The organism is Cedecea sp. FDAARGOS_727, from assembly GCF_012273235.1.
Classification (GTDB): domain Bacteria; phylum Pseudomonadota; class Gammaproteobacteria; order Enterobacterales; family Enterobacteriaceae; genus Cedecea; species Cedecea davisae.
The window spans coordinates 3835819-3851634 of the sequence record NZ_CP050966.1; the positions used below are offsets into that span (position 1 = coordinate 3835819).

The 15816-nt window shown below is 55.0% G+C and carries 15 protein-coding genes; 5 read left to right on the forward strand and 10 right to left on the reverse strand.

Annotation, left to right across the window (positions count from 1 at the left end):
* Positions 1–53: 53 nt before the first annotated feature.
* On the forward strand, positions 54–857 hold the full coding sequence (rlmA, locus tag FOC35_RS18145; RefSeq protein WP_172569719.1) for a 23S rRNA (guanine(745)-N(1))-methyltransferase: 804 nt from the start codon (positions 54–56) through the stop codon (positions 855–857).
* On the opposite strand, the gene mntP is transcribed toward rlmA, so the two are convergent.
* The 5 genes from mntP to manX all read right to left on the reverse strand — a co-directional run bounded on the left by mntP (position 858) and on the right by manX (position 5030).
* Positions 858–1430 (reverse strand): manganese efflux pump MntP, encoded by a 573-nt coding sequence (gene mntP / locus FOC35_RS18150; protein WP_016536900.1) that lies wholly within the window; start codon positions 1428–1430, stop codon positions 858–860.
* A 392-nt stretch (positions 1431–1822) separates the two neighbouring features.
* Entirely contained in the window at positions 1823–2281 is a 459-nt protein-coding gene (locus tag FOC35_RS18155; protein ID WP_172569720.1) for a DUF986 family protein, read from the reverse strand.
* A gap of 61 nt (positions 2282–2342) precedes the next feature.
* A complete protein-coding gene (locus tag FOC35_RS18160) occupies positions 2343–3194 on the reverse strand; it encodes a PTS mannose transporter subunit IID (protein ID WP_016536897.1) in 852 nt (283 codons plus the stop codon).
* 12 nt (positions 3195–3206) lie between these two features.
* Positions 3207–4004, reverse strand: coding sequence for a PTS mannose/fructose/sorbose transporter subunit IIC (locus FOC35_RS18165; RefSeq protein WP_016536896.1), 798 nt, complete (start codon positions 4002–4004; stop codon positions 3207–3209).
* 63 nt (positions 4005–4067) lie between these two features.
* Entirely contained in the window at positions 4068–5030 is a 963-nt protein-coding gene (gene manX, locus FOC35_RS18170) for a PTS mannose transporter subunit IIAB (protein WP_172569721.1), read from the reverse strand.
* 475 nt (positions 5031–5505) lie between these two features.
* Between manX and yoaE the strand changes: the two genes are divergently transcribed.
* The gene (gene yoaE, locus FOC35_RS18175; RefSeq protein ID WP_016536893.1) at positions 5506–7068 is read left to right on the forward strand and encodes a CNNM family cation transport protein YoaE; all 1563 of its coding nucleotides are present in this window, start codon (positions 5506–5508) and stop codon (positions 7066–7068) included.
* On the opposite strand, the gene FOC35_RS18180 is transcribed toward yoaE, so the two are convergent.
* From FOC35_RS18180 to pabB, 4 genes are all read right to left on the reverse strand, one after another.
* Positions 7069–8667, reverse strand: a complete 1599-nt coding sequence (locus FOC35_RS18180; RefSeq protein WP_172569722.1) for an EAL domain-containing protein — start codon at positions 8665–8667, stop codon at positions 7069–7071.
* Between the two features lie 175 nt (positions 8668–8842).
* Positions 8843–10207 carry an L-serine ammonia-lyase gene (gene sdaA, locus FOC35_RS18185; RefSeq protein ID WP_039898330.1) on the reverse strand — a complete coding sequence of 455 codons (1365 nt, stop codon included), beginning with the start codon at positions 10205–10207 and terminating at the stop codon, positions 8843–8845.
* A 183-nt stretch (positions 10208–10390) separates the two neighbouring features.
* A complete protein-coding gene (locus tag FOC35_RS18190) occupies positions 10391–10987 on the reverse strand; it encodes a CoA pyrophosphatase (protein WP_172569723.1) in 597 nt (198 codons plus the stop codon).
* A gap of 3 nt (positions 10988–10990) precedes the next feature.
* The gene (gene pabB / locus FOC35_RS18195; RefSeq protein ID WP_172569724.1) at positions 10991–12349 is read right to left on the reverse strand and encodes an aminodeoxychorismate synthase component 1; all 1359 of its coding nucleotides are present in this window, start codon (positions 12347–12349) and stop codon (positions 10991–10993) included.
* A gap of 71 nt (positions 12350–12420) precedes the next feature.
* On the opposite strand from pabB, the gene FOC35_RS18200 reads away from it, so the two are divergent.
* Positions 12421–12621 (forward strand): YoaH family protein, encoded by a 201-nt coding sequence (locus tag FOC35_RS18200; protein ID WP_016536888.1) that lies wholly within the window; start codon positions 12421–12423, stop codon positions 12619–12621.
* 21 nt (positions 12622–12642) lie between these two features.
* Here FOC35_RS18200 and FOC35_RS18205 read toward each other — a convergent pair whose 3' ends face one another.
* Positions 12643–12987, reverse strand: a complete 345-nt coding sequence (locus FOC35_RS18205; RefSeq protein ID WP_172569725.1) for a RidA family protein — start codon at positions 12985–12987, stop codon at positions 12643–12645.
* Positions 12988–13115: 128 nt separating this feature from the next.
* Here FOC35_RS18205 and FOC35_RS18210 point away from each other — a divergent pair, with 128 nt between their 5' ends.
* Both FOC35_RS18210 and tsaB read left to right on the forward strand, forming a co-directional pair.
* Positions 13116–15026 carry an ATP-dependent DNA helicase gene (locus FOC35_RS18210; protein ID WP_172569726.1) on the forward strand — a complete coding sequence of 637 codons (1911 nt, stop codon included), beginning with the start codon at positions 13116–13118 and terminating at the stop codon, positions 15024–15026.
* A 68-nt stretch (positions 15027–15094) separates the two neighbouring features.
* Positions 15095–15790: a tRNA (adenosine(37)-N6)-threonylcarbamoyltransferase complex dimerization subunit type 1 TsaB gene (tsaB, locus tag FOC35_RS18215; protein WP_172569727.1), complete on the forward strand. Its 696-nt coding sequence runs from the start codon at positions 15095–15097 to the stop codon at positions 15788–15790.
* The last annotated feature ends 26 nt before the right edge of the window (positions 15791–15816 follow it).

Consider the following 15816-nt stretch of genomic DNA (forward strand, 5'->3'; position numbering starts at 1 on the left):
GTTTGGCAAACGGGGCGTTACACTTGCGCCCTTTATTGCCTCCGGAGTTTTTTATGTCCTGGCTTTGCCCGCTTTGTCATACCGTGCTTGCCAACAGCGCGAACAGCTATCGCTGCCCTCAGGGGCATCAATTTGATATCGCCAAAGAAGGCTATGTTAATTTGCTGCCCGTTCAGCATAAACGTTCGAAAGACCCCGGCGACAGCGGTGAAATGATGCAGGCGAGACGCGCCTTCCTGGATGCCGGGCATTACCAGCCATTACGTGACGCAATTTGTGGGATTTTAGCCGGAGTTAAGCCTGCTGCTTTGCTGGATATCGGCTGCGGTGAAGGTTATTACACCGCGGGCTTCGCTGATGTCGTCGCGGAGCAGGGCGGAGAAACCTGGGGGCTGGACGTATCAAAAGTCGCCATTCGCTATGCCGCTAAACGCTACCGGGACGTTCGTTTCTGCGTGGCTTCAAGCCATCGTCTGCCTTTTGCCGACGAGAGTATGGACGCTATCGTGCGTATCTTTGCCCCCTGCAAACCGCAGGAGCTGGCGAGAGTGGTTAAAACCGGAGGCGTGGTTATTACGGCAACACCCGGCCCGCGCCATTTGATGCAGCTAAAAGGGCTTATCTACCAGGATATCGTGCTGCACAGCGAGGAAATTGAAGAAATGCCGGGCTTTACGCTACAGCAGACGCTTCAACCCGCCTGGCCGATGACCCTGAACGGTGATGAAGCGGCAGCGCTGCTGCAAATGACGCCGTTTGCCTGGCGCGCCCGCCCCGAAGTATGGGAGCAGCTCAAGGCCCAGGCGGCGTTTATCTGTGAAACGGATTTTGTTATTCGGGTCTGGCAGCGCGACTGATTAGCTAAACGCCGCGAAATGGCTGTACATAATCTGGCAGCCAATACCAATCAGCACGATACCGCCGAGAATCTCGGCACGTTTGCCGAGGATAGGCCCAATAAAGCGGCCAACCATCATGCCAAGGGTGGACATAATGGCGGTTGCGCAGCCGATGGCCAAAGCGGTTTGAATGATGTTCACCTGAAGGAAGGCCAGGCCCACGCCGACGGCCATTGCATCAAGGCTGGTGGCAATGGCGGTAGTTACCAGTAGCCAGAATCCGTGACGGTGAATTTTGGGTGCGTCTTCCGGCCCCACGTTGCGGCAGCCTTCCAGCACCATACGCCCGCCGAGAAATACCAGCAGAATAAAGGCCACCCAATGGTTCCACTCAAGCACCACCTGGCTTGCCAGCAGGCCAAGCCCCCAGCCGATAAGCGGGGTAATGGCTTCAATGACGCCAAAGATAAGGCCGGTGCGAAGTGCTTCGGAAAATTTGGGTTTATGGAGCGTGGCGCCTTTACCAATAGAGGCCGCGAAAGCGTCCATGGACATGCCAAAAGCAAGAAGGATTGTTGCGGAGATATTCATCGGTGCGCCTCAGTTGGGATATCCATATACACGCAAACCATCCCCAACTTTACGATGGCGCGTGCCTATGGTCTCGCCTACTCAGAACTCTGAGGCGTACATGCCACGTTTATCTCTTAAGCGGATATAACGAGTATGTTGACATGTACATTTCCATCCAGCATGGAAATCGGCTACTCCCCAACGACGGGCGCAACCTTAACATATTTTTTTAAACTAAAACAATCTTTGAATTTTAATTTATCGACAATTAGTTGATAACGATTTTCATTTAAATACAGATGCTAAAATAAAGTTAAAAATATAGACACACAAAGCTTATGAAATAGCCAGGGCTATGTTTTTAATGGTGAAAAATAACCCACAAATATAGACATTGCTATAATTTTAACTTATTGAGTTTTAACCATTAATTTGTAAACCTTCTCAAGGTCATCAATATTCTTTACCCGCACCAGTAAGCGCCGCTGCTCTAATTGCATCACCAGCACGCCATCTTCCGATAAATTCATCTCTTTAATACGGTTATATTCCACCCAAACATTGGCGAAGAAAAAACCATGGCTTTTGAACAATATCTTCGGCTGCCTTATCCACGACAGATAAATGGCCATCAGCGCCAGAGCAGATAATAACCATGTGGTCAGCGGGGTGCCCTGAGCGGTAACGTTGTTGTAGATAAGAATGCCAACCAGGAAAACGAAGATAGCGCTGTCGACGCGATTGCGGCGCAGAAGAGGGATTTTCAGCAGGGTTTTACCTTTGAGCTTGTCCATTACAAACTCATCATAGATAGCGAAAGCCAGCAGCAGAGCGATAAAAACGACCAGTACGACATCCGTTAACGTCATGACACCTCCCGTTAGAGATAAAAAAACCGGGAGCGATATGCCCCCGGTTATTAAAAACCGATTACAGACCCAGCAGGCCGATAGCGTAACCGACAATACCGATGACGAAGAAGCCCATAATGATCCACAGCGCGTTGACCTTTTTGCGCAGCAGCCACATACAGGCGAAGGTCAGCAGCAGCGGCACCAGACCCGGCATCAACTGGTCAAGGATTGTCTGCACGGTGGTCACTTTTACCGCCCCGGTCTGGTCGGTGATTTTCGACACCACCAGCGGGATGTTAACGTGGGTCCACTTGTTAACCAACGCCCCCATGACAAACAGGCCGAGGATTGACGCCCCTTCCGTCAGTTTTTGCAGGAAGCCGCCGCCCATATCTTTAACGATATCGACACCTTTGCGGTAGCCGTAGGCCACGCCGTAGTAGCGGGTCAGCAGGCGTACCGCGTTGAACAGGATAAAGAACAGCAGCGGGCCGAGCAGGCTGCCGCTCATCGCGATACCCGCGCCGAGGGCGGCGAATACCGGACGCACGGTGCCCCAGAAGATAGGGTCACCGACGCCAGCCAGCGGCCCCATTAAACCGACTTTGATACCGTTGATGGCACCATCGTCGATCTCCGCGCCGTTGGCACGCTGTTCTTCCATCGCCAGCGTAACGCCCAGTACAGGGGCCGCAACGTAAGGGTGGGTGTTGAAGAACTCAAGGTGACGTTTAATCGCCTGGCGGCGCTCTTCGTTGTTTTCCGGGTACAAACGCTTGATAACCGGAACCATACAGAAGCAGAAGCCCAGCGCCTGCATACGTTCGAAGTTCCATGAACCCTGGAACAGGTTGGAACGCAGGAATACGCCACGGATATCGCTTTGCGTGATTTTCTTCTCAGTCGCTAATTTAGTGGTATCAACCATTTCGCTCACCTGTTAGTCCAGTTCGTTATCAAGATCGTTAGCGGCAGCGGCCTGTGGTGCACCCGCGCTACGGTTATATTTCGGGCTCAGCTGGATGTAGAGAATGGCCATCACTGCGCCAATCACGCCCAGCGCCACCAGGTTGAAGTTGGTGAACGCCGCGGTAACGAAACCGAGGTAGAAGAACGGCATCAGGTAGCCTGCGCGCATCATGTTGATGACCATCGCATAACCGACAACCACAATCATACCGCCGGCGATGTTCAGACCGCTGGTCACCACTTCAGGAATGGCGTTCAGCATGTTCTGGACTTCGCTGGTGCCTACGGAAATCGCCACGATAACCGCCGGAATAGCGATACGCATAGCCTGCAGGAACAGAGAGGAAACGTGGATCCAGGAAAGCGCCGTCAGGTTGCCGTTATTGGCTGCCTTATCCGCTGCGTGCTGGAAACCTACGGTGATAGTACGAACAATAATGGTCAGTACCTGGCCTGCCGCGGCAAGCGGAATAGCCAGTGCGATACCCGCCCCAATGCTTTGGTGACCGGCAATAACCAGGATGGTTGAGATAATAGATGCCAGAGCGGCATCGGGCGCTACGGCTGCACCGATGTTCATCCAGCCCAGGGCGATCATTTCCAGCGTACCGCCGATGATGATGCCGGTTTTCATGTCGCCGAGTACGGCGCCAATTAAGGTACAGGCGATAAGCGGACGGTGGAACTGAAATTCATCGAGCACCGACTCCATACCGGCGATACAGGCTACGACAAACACCAGCACAATCTGAAGAGTGGTAATCTCCATTGTACTTCTCCTATTGACGATGACTTATGTGTGAAATCTGAGCAATATAGTAAGTAATTAAAATCATTTAACTTTAGCGATCAGATCCATCATTTTCAGTTTTTGATCGGAAGAGACTTTACGCGCTTCAAGTTCGATACCGCGTTGGTTCAGTTTTTTGAAAGCTTCGATATCTTTTTCATCCACGGAAATAGCGTTATTCACCTGGGTTTTACCCTGGCGGAATGCCATGCCGCCGATATTGACGGAGGTGATTTTTACGCCGCCTTCCACGACGCGCTCAACATCGGTAGGGTTGGTAAACAGCAGCATCACGCGATCGCCTGCATATTTCGGGTTGTTGTAAACGCGGATCATCTTCGCCACGTCGACAACGTGCGCGGTTACGCCAGGAGGCGCGACCTGGGTCAGCAGCGTTTTACGAACCGTATCGGCCGCGACCTCATCGCTTACCACGATGATGCGGGTGACGTTGGTTTCTTTGGTCCAGCGGGTGGCGACCTGGCCATGAATCAGGCGGTCATCGATACGCGCGAGGCCAATATTCATGTAGTCATTTGGCCCCATAGGTTTAACCGGTGCGGCAGCTTTTGGCGCGGGAGCAGCCGGCGGAGCGGCTTTTTCCTGCACTTTAGCTTTCAGCGCCTTCACGCCTTCACGGCCCGTTTCTACCGCGTGGGCGACCAGGTCGTCGAAGGTTGGGTTGTCGTCGCGCGACATCAGCGTTTCTACCAGCATCGGGATGTTAACCCCGGCGACCACTTCGTAATGCTCTTTATCCACAACAATTCGGCTTGCCGCGTTAAACGGGCTGCCACCCCAGGTATCCACGAGGAATAACACGCCTTTGCTGATGTCGAGTTTCTCCAGCTGAGCGTTATATTTCTCGATTAGGGTTTCAGCATTTTCACCCGGGACGAAATCTATCCAGCCAACGTTTTCCTGTTCGCCCAATAGCATTTCGGCGGTTTTCAGCAATTGTTCCGCTGCCCAGCCATGTGTGCCTATGACAATAGCAATAGTCACTTGCTACCTCCTGTTTTTGTCATTACATCACCCCTTGAAGGGTGCGGTGGTGTTTCGGAGTCGCTCTTAGCGAATCGATTCAGATAACACGTTCAAAAAAGAACAAACCATTTGCCGGAATTATTTTAGACAGTGAAAAAATAATTTATGTGATGAAGATCCGTAATTTAACTTTGTTACGGATGCGAACAATTACGCTGTAAAATATGGTCAGCGTAAGTTGCAAAAAAATTGCAAAGAGAGGTAAATCTTTGCCAAAACCCGTTTTCCTTTGATAATGTTAGCGTCCGATTAATTTTCAGGAGTAGAGGGCAGTAGCCCACCGTATGGACCGTCACCGACGTCTTTTCACTGCCGGGATCGTTAAATCCCCCCATCTCAGCGGCGTTTCGCGCCCGAAAACACAGTTAATTAGCCACTTCGCGCCCTCATTTGACGGGATGCCGATTTGTCACATCACAACCAGGAGCCTGACATGGAATTGTTAATGGACCCGCAAATCTGGGTCGGTTTGCTTACGCTGGTGGTGCTGGAAATTGTGCTGGGTATCGACAACCTGGTCTTTATCGCCATTCTTGCGGATAAACTTCCGCCGAAGCAGCGCGATAAGGCGCGACTTATTGGCCTGTCGCTGGCGCTGTTTATGCGACTGGGGCTGCTGTCGCTGATCTCATGGATGGTGACCCTTACCCAGCCGCTGTTTAGCGTTGCGGACGTGACCTTCTCCGGGCGTGATTTAATTATGCTGGTGGGCGGTCTCTTCCTGTTGTTTAAGGCGACGACCGAGCTGCACGAGCGACTTGAAAACCGCCAGCACGATGGTGGCCACGGTAAAGGCTACGCCAGCTTTTGGGTGGTGGTGCTGCAAATTGTGGTGCTGGATGCGGTCTTCTCCCTCGATGCGGTTATCACCGCCGTGGGTATGGTGAACCATCTGCCGGTGATGATGGCCGCGGTTGTCATTGCTATGGGCGTGATGCTGCTGGCGTCGAAGCCGCTGACCAACTTTGTGAACCAACATCCGACCGTGGTTGTGCTCTGTCTGAGCTTCCTGCTGATGATTGGTTTAAGCCTGGTCGCGGAAGGCTTTGGTTTCCATATTCCGAAAGGCTACCTGTACGCGGCAATTGGCTTCTCAATCATTATTGAGCTGTTTAACCAGATTGCGCGCCGCAACTTTATTCGCCATCAGTCCAACCTGCCGCTGCGTGCCCGTACGGCTGACGCGATTTTGCGCATGATGAGCGGCAAGCGTCAGGAACGCGTGCAGAATCGCGAAGACAGCAAAGCCATGACGCCAATCGAAGCGGAGTCCTTCGCTGAAGAAGAGCGCTACATGATAAACGGCGTGCTGACGCTGGCCTCACGCTCCCTGCGCAGCATCATGACGCCGCGCGGTGAGATATCCTGGGTTGACGCCTCGAAAAGTATTCCTGAAATCCGTGCCCAGCTTCTGGAGTCACCGCACAGCCTCTTCCCCGTGTGCCGGGGCGAACTGGACGAAATTATCGGCATTGTGCGTGCCAAAGAGCTGCTGGTTGCTCTGGATGAAGGCGCTGATGTGGCGGCGATTGCCGCGCAGTCACCGGCTATTGTCGTGCCGGAAACGCTGGATCCGATCAACCTGCTCGGCGTACTGCGTCGCGCTCGCGGCAGCTTTGTTATCGTCAACGACGAATTTGGCGTGGTGCAGGGGCTGGTTACGCCTCTGGACGTACTGGAAGCCATTGCAGGGGAATTCCCGGATGCCGATGAGACGCCGGAAATCATTCGCGACGGAGACGGCTGGCTGGTAAAAGGTTCCACCGATCTGCACGCATTGCAGCAGCGCCTGGACATTCCCCGACTGATCCATAACGAGGAGGATATTGCCTCTATCGCCGGTCTGGTTATCGCGGTGAATGGCCACATCCCTAAACAGGGTGATGTGGTGGAAGTTCCGCCGCTGCGCATCCAAATTATTGAAGTGAATGATTATCGCGTTGATCTGGTGCGGGTGGAGAAAGAACGCTCTCCACACGAGGATGAAGAAGAGTAATTAGCCTTGAGGGAAGGCCGGAATAGTCCGGTCTTCATGGCGAGGGGGCGGCGGCGAGTTGCCCTCGAGCCAACGGGCAAAATCCTGCAACGGCATCGGTTTCGCATATAAAAAGCCCTGCAGCACCGTCACGCCATTGCGGCGCAAATAGTCCGCCTGCTGCTGTGTCTCCACGCCTTCCGCCACTAAATCAATACCCAGCCTTTGCCCCAGAGCAATAATAATATCCGTTACCGTGGAGTTCACCGCGTCGGTGCCGATGGCGGCGGTAAACGACTTGTCTATCTTCAGCACGTTCGGAATGAGCGTTTCGAGATAGGCCAGCGAGCTATGCCCGGTGCCGAAGTCGTCAATCGCCAGATCGATTCCCAACTGGTGCAGCTCATTCACTACGCGATGATCCATCTCCGGCAAGGCGTTTCGTTCGGTAAGCTCAAGAGTTAATTTTTGTATCGGGCGGGCAGGGAACCAATACCGTTTTAAATCATCGATAATCGCTCCGTCGTGGAAATGGCTGGCGGCGACATTAAGCCCGATGTGGAACTGCGATGATTTTGGGAATAGATCGAGGTTTTTCACCGCTTCGTCCAGAACAAAGCGGGTAAGTGGGGCGATCAGTTCCTGCTGCTCGGCCAGCGGAATAAAGACCTCAGGAGAAATCCAGCCCTGGCGCGGGTTATTCCAGCGTAATAGCAGCTCTACGCCAACACATTGCAAATCGCGCGCGCTGACGAGCGGCTGGCAAAATACTTCAAACTCGCGTGCGGCCAGGCCCAGATTTATCTCCCATGAAAAACTCATACGGTTAGCCGTAGCAAGCCAGGCGATGTAGCCCACCAGCAGGCTGAGGAGCAGCGCCAGCGGGAGTTGCCCCGGCAGGTTTTCGAGCGTCAGGCGATTTGGCGAAGGGCTAATTGCGGTGATTGAGTATGGGTAAAGGTGTGATGCCGTTCGGTGCATCACTTCTCCGTCGGCGAGCTTAATTTCGCCGTCCAGACCCGCACCGTATTCCAGATGCGAGTCTTCAACATTCAGCATCGCCCGGGTAACCCACGGGTGCTCAGGCTTGAGCACTAAACTGGTTAGCATCTGGATATTGACGATAAGCATCACGCCATCGGCCGTTTGGCCTGCCAGCGGCCGCCAGTAAATAAGCACCGGCGTCCCCTTCAGCAATGAGCTGTCACGCGATAGAAAAAGCAGCGGGGTAGTGGACGGCAGCCTGGCGTGCAACTGGTGGATGGCAACGTTTCGCGAACCGTAAATACTGGAGCAATAAAGTACCCCGTCTTTAATTAGGCCGATGGCGCGTACGGTTTGCATTTTTGCCGCATGCTCGCGGATTTTTAACTGTGCGTCTTCGCAGCGGGATCCCACCATCTGCATAACGTCATCGCTGACGGAATTTAGCGGCGAGAGGAGGGTATCAAGGGTAGTAATGATTCGCTGGTTAAACTGGGTGATTCGTTGCTCATTAAGATTGCGCTCGGTGACATACCTCACGCCAAGCGTGACCAGCAAAACCATAATGGCCAGCGTGGCACAGACAATAACTCGCCTGCGGCGATAGTCAGAAATAATCCTCTGTGCCGTTTGCATCCGTGTGTCCCTGGTTTTCGCCGCAATTTGTGATGCGTAACGTTATCATCAAAGTGTAGTGGGATATCAGGGTGGCAAAGAAATAAAGGGTGTGAAATGGGGGAAAAAGCGCCGCTGAGGGAATGACGTGAGTACAGGTGGTAAAAGGCCCTCCCGAAGGGGAGGACCTGGGGGATTAGTCGCACTGCACCTTAATTGCCAGACCGCCGCGGGAGGTTTCTCGGTATTTGGCGTTCATGTCTTTACCTGTTTCGTACATCGTCTCGATAACCTTATCGAGGGAAACGCGTGGGGCGCTGGTGCGGCGCATTGCCATACGCGTGGCGTTGATAGCCTTAACCGACGCAATGGCGTTACGTTCGATGCACGGCACCTGTACCTGCCCGGCAACAGGGTCGCAGGTCAGACCTAAGTTGTGCTCCATGCCAATTTCTGCCGCCACGCACACCTGCTCCGGGCTTGCGCCAAGCAGTTCCGCGAGGCCTGCGGCCGCCATTGAGCAGGCTACGCCGACTTCACCCTGGCAGCCCACTTCGGCACCGGAAATCGAAGCGTTCATTTTGTACAGCACGCCGATTGCGCCGGATGCGAGGAAATAACGGGTCCAGGCGTCCGGGGTGACCGGTTCGATAAAGTGGTCGTAATAGGCCAGCACCGCAGGAACGATACCGCATGCACCGTTGGTCGGGGCTGTGACCACGCGGCCACCGGCGGCGTTTTCTTCGTTAACCGCCAGGGCAAACATGTTTACCCAGTCTACAACGTTCATCGGGTCGCTGGAGAGTTTATCGCTGGATACCAGCAGGCGACGCAGAGCAGAAGCACGACGCGGCACGCGCAGCGGGCCAGGCAACACGCCTTCGGTGTTAACGCCGCGGTCGATACAGGCGCGCATGGTCTGCCAGATATTAGCGAAATAATCGTCAATCTCCTGGCGGCTGTGCAGCGCCAGTTCGTTCTGCATTATCATGCCGGAGAGCGAAAGGCCGGTCTCTTTACAGTGATCGAGCATCTCCTGCGCGGAGTTGAACGGATAAGGCACGCTGACTTCGTTTACCGAGTCCTTACCAAAATGCTCTTCATCAACAATAAAACCGCCGCCGATGGAGTAATAAGTTTTGCTGTAGATCTCTTTATCGCCGCTATAGGCGTGGATCTGCATGCCGTTTTCGTGCAGCGGCAGGTTGTCGCTGCGAAAGCGCATGCCGTTATCCTGCGGGAAGTCGACTTCATGGCGGCCTTGAGCAATCAGCAGGCGGCCACGGGCTTCGACATCGCGGATAAACGCCGGAATGGAGTCGATATCAACGTTGTCAGGCTGGTTACCCGCAAGGCCCATAATAATGGCGATATCGGTATGGTGGCCTTTACCCGTGAGGGAAAGGGAACCGTAGACGTCCACCGCAATGCGGGTGGTGGCGTCCAGCAATCCTTTTTCGACCAGGTCATCGACAAACTGTTTCCCGGCTTTCATCGGCCCGACGGTATGGGAGCTGGATGGCCCGATGCCGACTTTGAACATGTCGAATATACTAATCACTCTGGAACTCCTCTGATAGCACCCTGTTTCATGGAACATGATGCTTTGAAATGGCTATGCGCTAGTTTAAAAATTTATTGCTTCCACCAGGAAACTATTCACATGATTTAAACTAATGCTTAACGATAAACCACCTAATAGCAGGCAGTTTATGGCCTTTATGTCCTTTTAATATAGCCATTTTCAGCGATTTAAAGTGTCGCCTGGATCGCTCTCTACTTGTAAAGAAAGCTCGCGAATGATGCCCGCCGTCATACCCCAGACAAAATAGTGCTGATACCAGGAGAGCCAGACCCGGTGGGCATTGCCCCGGCGATGAATATCCAGCGGATGGTAGCGGCCCAGGCGCAGAGCTTCGGCCAGCGGCATCTCGAAAACCGCCGCAACTTCATCTTCGCTGGCGCGCCAGGGTAAATCGGGAGGGATAATGCCGACAATCGGCGTGACCTGGAAACCTGTTACGCTGTCTACCGGCGGGAGAATACCAATCACTTCAACCGCCTCCGGAGGAATGGCGACTTCTTCCTGTGCTTCCCGCAGCGCTGCGGCAATCAATGAACTATCGGTGGCGTCAACCGCGCCGCCCGGGAACGCAACCTGCCCGGCATGTTTACGCAGCATGATTGAACGCTGCGTAAGTAATAGCCCCGGCTGAGGACGACGCACAATCGGCACCAGCACCGCAGCCTGACGTTTATTGCTGACAGGCAGGGCAGCGGCCGGGCGCAGCAGTTGAAAACGAGCCAGGAAGTCATTCAGCGTCAGGGGCGAACCAGCCATGCATTATTTCTCCAGTAGGGGCAGGATGCGGTTAACTTTATCGAAGGTTTCCTGATATTCCGCCGCTTCGTTACTGTCGGCGACGATACCGCCTCCGGCAGAGCAGTATAATTTCCCGCCTTCTGCCGTGAGCGTACGGATGGTTATGCTGGTATCCATATTGCCGCAGAAGCTAATGTAGCCGATGCTGCCGCACCAGGCATTGCGGCGCTGCGGCTCAAGTTCCTCGATAATTTCCATCGCACGGACTTTTGGCGCCCCGGTAATGGACCCGCCGGGGAAAGTGGCCCTAAGCAAATCGCAGGCGCTAAGCGTAGCAGGAAGTTCGGCGATAATGGTGCTAACCAAATGGTGAACCGCCGGGAAGGGTTCAACCACGAATACCTCCGGCACTTTCACGCTGCCCGGCACCGCCACGCGGCCAATATCGTTGCGCAGCAGATCGACAATCATCAGGTTTTCGGCTCGATCTTTTGGCGAGTTGGCCAGCCTGCGGGCCTGTTCTGCATCCGCGTCAGGACTGGGCAGGCGCGGCAACGTACCTTTGATGGGACGAGTCTGAATTTGTTGACCTTCCAGCAGCACAAAGCGCTCCGGTGAGAGGCTAAGAATGCAGCTTTCCGGCAGGCGTAGAAATGCGCTGAAAGGCGCTCCGTTTGCCAGGTTGAGCTTCTCAAAAGCCTGCCATTCGTCGCCCTCATAGCCAACGCTGAAGCGCTGGGCGAGGTTGACTTGGTAGCAGTCGCCGCTGCGTAAATATTCCTGAACCCGGCGGAATTTCACGCCGTATTCCTCGCGGGACATATTCGACTGCCATTCGCCGGTGAGGCGGAAAGGTTCGTCTGCCTCAGGCCCGGAGAGCGAGTTGAGCCACGCAAGCCTGCTGTCTATATCTCCCCAGCTTACCAGCGTCAGCCGCTGTAACTGGTGGTCGGCAATCAGCGCCCAGTCATAAATGCCCACCGCCATATCCGGCGTGCATAAGTCCTGCCCGGCGGTTGTCGGCAGCTTTTCAAAGCGGCGGCCAAGATCGTAACCCAATAACCCCAGCGCGCCGCCGCAAAAAGGAATATCCGGTCGGGGCTGAGCCTTAAGTCCGAAACCGTCCAGAGTTTTTTGCAGCAGGGCGAGGGGGCAATCTTCGTGCGTCGTCGTGCTGCCATGCTGTTTAATAACGGTTTGCTGCCCGCGGGTCACCAGGGTGGCAAGCGGCTCTGCCACCATAATGTCAAAACGGTTATGCGGGTGGTCGGCAAAACCAGAATGCAACATCATCGCCCACGGTTGATGAGCGAGGGGGCGAAAATAGTGTTGTACGGCGTCAGGTTGCCAGCAAAGTTCATGAAAAGCAGGAAACATCATAACTTTCATCTTGGTGGTGTAGGTGGATGCGGCGTAAAATGGCGGATTGTGCAATGTAACAGGAGTTCAACATGATTTCAGGATTACCGGCACTTAGCCACGAACAGCAGCAGCAGGCTGTCGATCGTATTCACGAACTGATGGCCGATGGCATGAGCAGCGGCGAAGCTATCGCTCTTGTTGCCAGTGAAATCCGTGCCTCCCATACCGGCGGTAACGTCGTCGCACGTTTTGAAGACGAGGACGACGAAGAAGAAGACCCGCAGGACTAGCCGGGCCTCAACGGCTCTGCGTTACACCGCTGCGATGATTTTGATTTCCACTTTGTAACGCGGGTTCATCAATTTAGCCTGTACGGTGCAGCGTACCGGCGCCTGACCTGCCACCACCCACTCATCCCACGCTTTATTCATCGCACCAAAATCCGCGCCGTCCGGCAGGAAAATGGTGGCATCGAGAATGCGCGTTTTGTCGCTCCCCAGTTCTGCCAGCAGGGTGTCTATCTGTTCCAGGGTATTGGCCGTCTGTTGGTAGGCGTCGGCATCGAGGTTTTCAGGTACGCCGGTGTAGTACAGGGTCTGGTTATGAATAACAGCATCAGACCAGCGGGCTTCAGGTTTTATACGCACAATACTCATGGCAACTCCTTAACAACAAACGATATGTGGTGCACAGCCTGCCACAATCCCGCTTTGGGTTCCACCGGCTTGCTGGATTAACCGGGCCGGGGCTGACATAATCACTGGCAATTTAACCAGGGGGTAACGTGACGGACGATTTTGCAGCAGACGGCCAACTGGCTACGGTGATCCCCGGCTTCAGGCCGCGAGAGGCCCAGCGCGAGATGGCGCAGGCGGTAAGCAAAGCAATTAAAGCCGGCAGCGAGCTGGTAGTCGAGGCGGGAACCGGGACGGGTAAAACCTACGCTTATCTTGCTCCCGCGCTGCGCTCTGGTAAAAAAGTCATTATCTCCACCGGGTCCAAGGCGTTACAGGATCAGCTGTTCTCCCGCGACCTGCCAACCATTTCGGGCGCGTTGAAATTCAACGGGCGCGTGGCGTTGCTGAAAGGCCGCTCCAACTATCTTTGCCTTGAAAGGCTTGAACAGCAGGCGCTGGCGGGGGGCGATCTCCCGGTACAGGCGCTAAGCGACGTTGTTCATCTGCGCAACTGGGCGATTGAAACCGTAGACGGCGATATCAGCACCTGCGGCTCGGTAGCCGAGGATTCCACCGTCTGGCCGATGGTCACCAGCACCAACGATAACTGCCTGGGGCAGGACTGCCCGCAGTATCAGGACTGCTTTGTGGTGAAGGCGCGCAAAAAAGCGATGGATGCCGACGTAGTGGTGGTAAACCATCACCTCTATCTGGCCGATATGGTGGTGAAAGAGAGCGGTTTTGCGGAGCTTATCCCGCAAGCAGAAGTCACTATCTTCGATGAAGCGCACCAAATTCCTGATATCGCCAGCCAGTATTTTGGCCAGTCGATCTCCAGCCGCCAGCTTCTGGACCTTGCCAAAGATATCTCAATTGCCTACCGCACCGAGGTGCGTGACGCTCAGCAACTGCAAAAAAGCGCCGACAGCCTGGCGCAGCGTACCCAGGACTTCCGGCTCCAGCTCGGCGACCCCGGCTACCGGGGCAACCTGCGCGAGCTGCTGGCCGAACCTACCATTCAGCGTGCGCTGCTGCTGTTAGATGACGCGCTGGAGCTTTGCTACGATGTGGCGAAGCTCTCCCTTGGGCGCTCAGCGCTGCTGGATGCCGCCTTCGAGCGAGCGGTAGTTTACCGCGGGCGCATCAAGCGCCTGAAAGAGATTAACCAGCCGGGCTACAGCTACTGGTACGAATGCAACTCGCGCCATTTTACTCTCGCGTTAACGCCGCTTTCCGTCGCCGACAAGTTCAAAGAAGTGATTCGAGAGAAGTCCGGCTGCTGGATATTCACCTCGGCCACGCTGTCGGTGAATGACAAAATGAGCCATTTCACCGAGCGTCTGGGGATAGAAGAGGCGGAAACGCTGCTGCTGGCAAGCCCGTTTGATTATGCAAAGCAGGCGCTATTGTGCGTGCCTCGCGGGCTGCCAACGCCAAACCAGCCGCACGGCGCTCGCCATCTGGCAAACCTGCTGCGCCCGCTTATCGAAGCCAACAACGGGCGCTGTTTTATGCTGTGTACCTCCCACGCGATGATGCGGGACCTGGCCGAGCAGTTCCGTGCGACCATGACGCTGCCGGTGCTGTTACAGGGCGAAACCAGCAAAGGGCAGCTGCTACAGCAGTTTGTTGAGGCCGGTAATGCTTTGCTGGTGGCGACCAGCAGCTTCTGGGAAGGTGTTGACGTAAGAGGCGACGCGCTCTCGCTGGTGATAATCGACAAACTGCCGTTTACCTCGCCGGAAGATCCGCTGCTTAAAGCGCGCATGGAAGACTGCCGCCTGCGCGGCGGCGAGCCGTTTGACGACGTCCAGCTACCGGATGCGGTTATCACGCTAAAACAGGGTGTTGGCCGCCTGATCCGCGACGTGGAAGACAGAGGCGTGCTGGTTATCTGCGACAACCGCCTTGTAATGCGTCCTTATGGCGCGGTTTTCCTCAATAGCCTGCCGCCGACGCCCCGCACGCGGGACATAAATCAGGCAGTTGAGTTCCTCAATGCCACAGCCCGGCAGTAATTTGTGCCAGGCTGTGGTATGATGCGCGCCGTTTTTTGACCTTATCTCCGCCAGAGGTTGGCAAGTCCATGCGAATTTTAGCCATCGATACCGCAACAGAAGCTTGTTCTGTTGCCCTGCAAAACGACGCGGCGTCGTACGCCCATTTCGAACTCTGCCCGCGCGAGCATACTCAAAGAATTTTGCCAATGGTGCGGGACATCCTGAACCAGGGCGAAATTACTTTGTCTGATGTGGACGCACTCGCCTACGGGCGCGGCCCGGGGAGTTTTACCGGCGTGCGAATTGGTATTGGTATTGCGCAGGGACTGGCGCTGGGTGCCGAACTGCCGATGATTGGCGTATCGACGCTTGCCACAATGGCACAGGGTGCGTTCCGCCGTACCGGGGCGACCCGCGTGCTGGCGGCTATCGACGCCCGCATGGGTGAAGTTTACTGGGCCGAATATCAGCGAGACGAGCAGGGCGTCTGGCACGGTGAAGAAAGTGAAGCCGTGCTTAAGCCGGACGCCGTTGCCGCCCGGTTGAAACAACTCAGCGGGAGCTGGGCTACAGTCGGTACAGGCTGGCAGGCCTGGCCTGATATGGCTCAGGATAGCGGGCTTGTATTGCAGGACGGTGAAACCACGCTGCCCGAAGCGGAAGATATGCTGCCGCTCGCGCTGCTGGCCTTCAACGCCGGGCAAACCGTCGCCGTTGAGCACGCCGAGCCGGTCTATCTGCGCAATGAAGTGACCTGGAAAAAGCTTCCCGGCAGAGAGTAATGCCCGCGCCCTGAACGGGGCAGAGG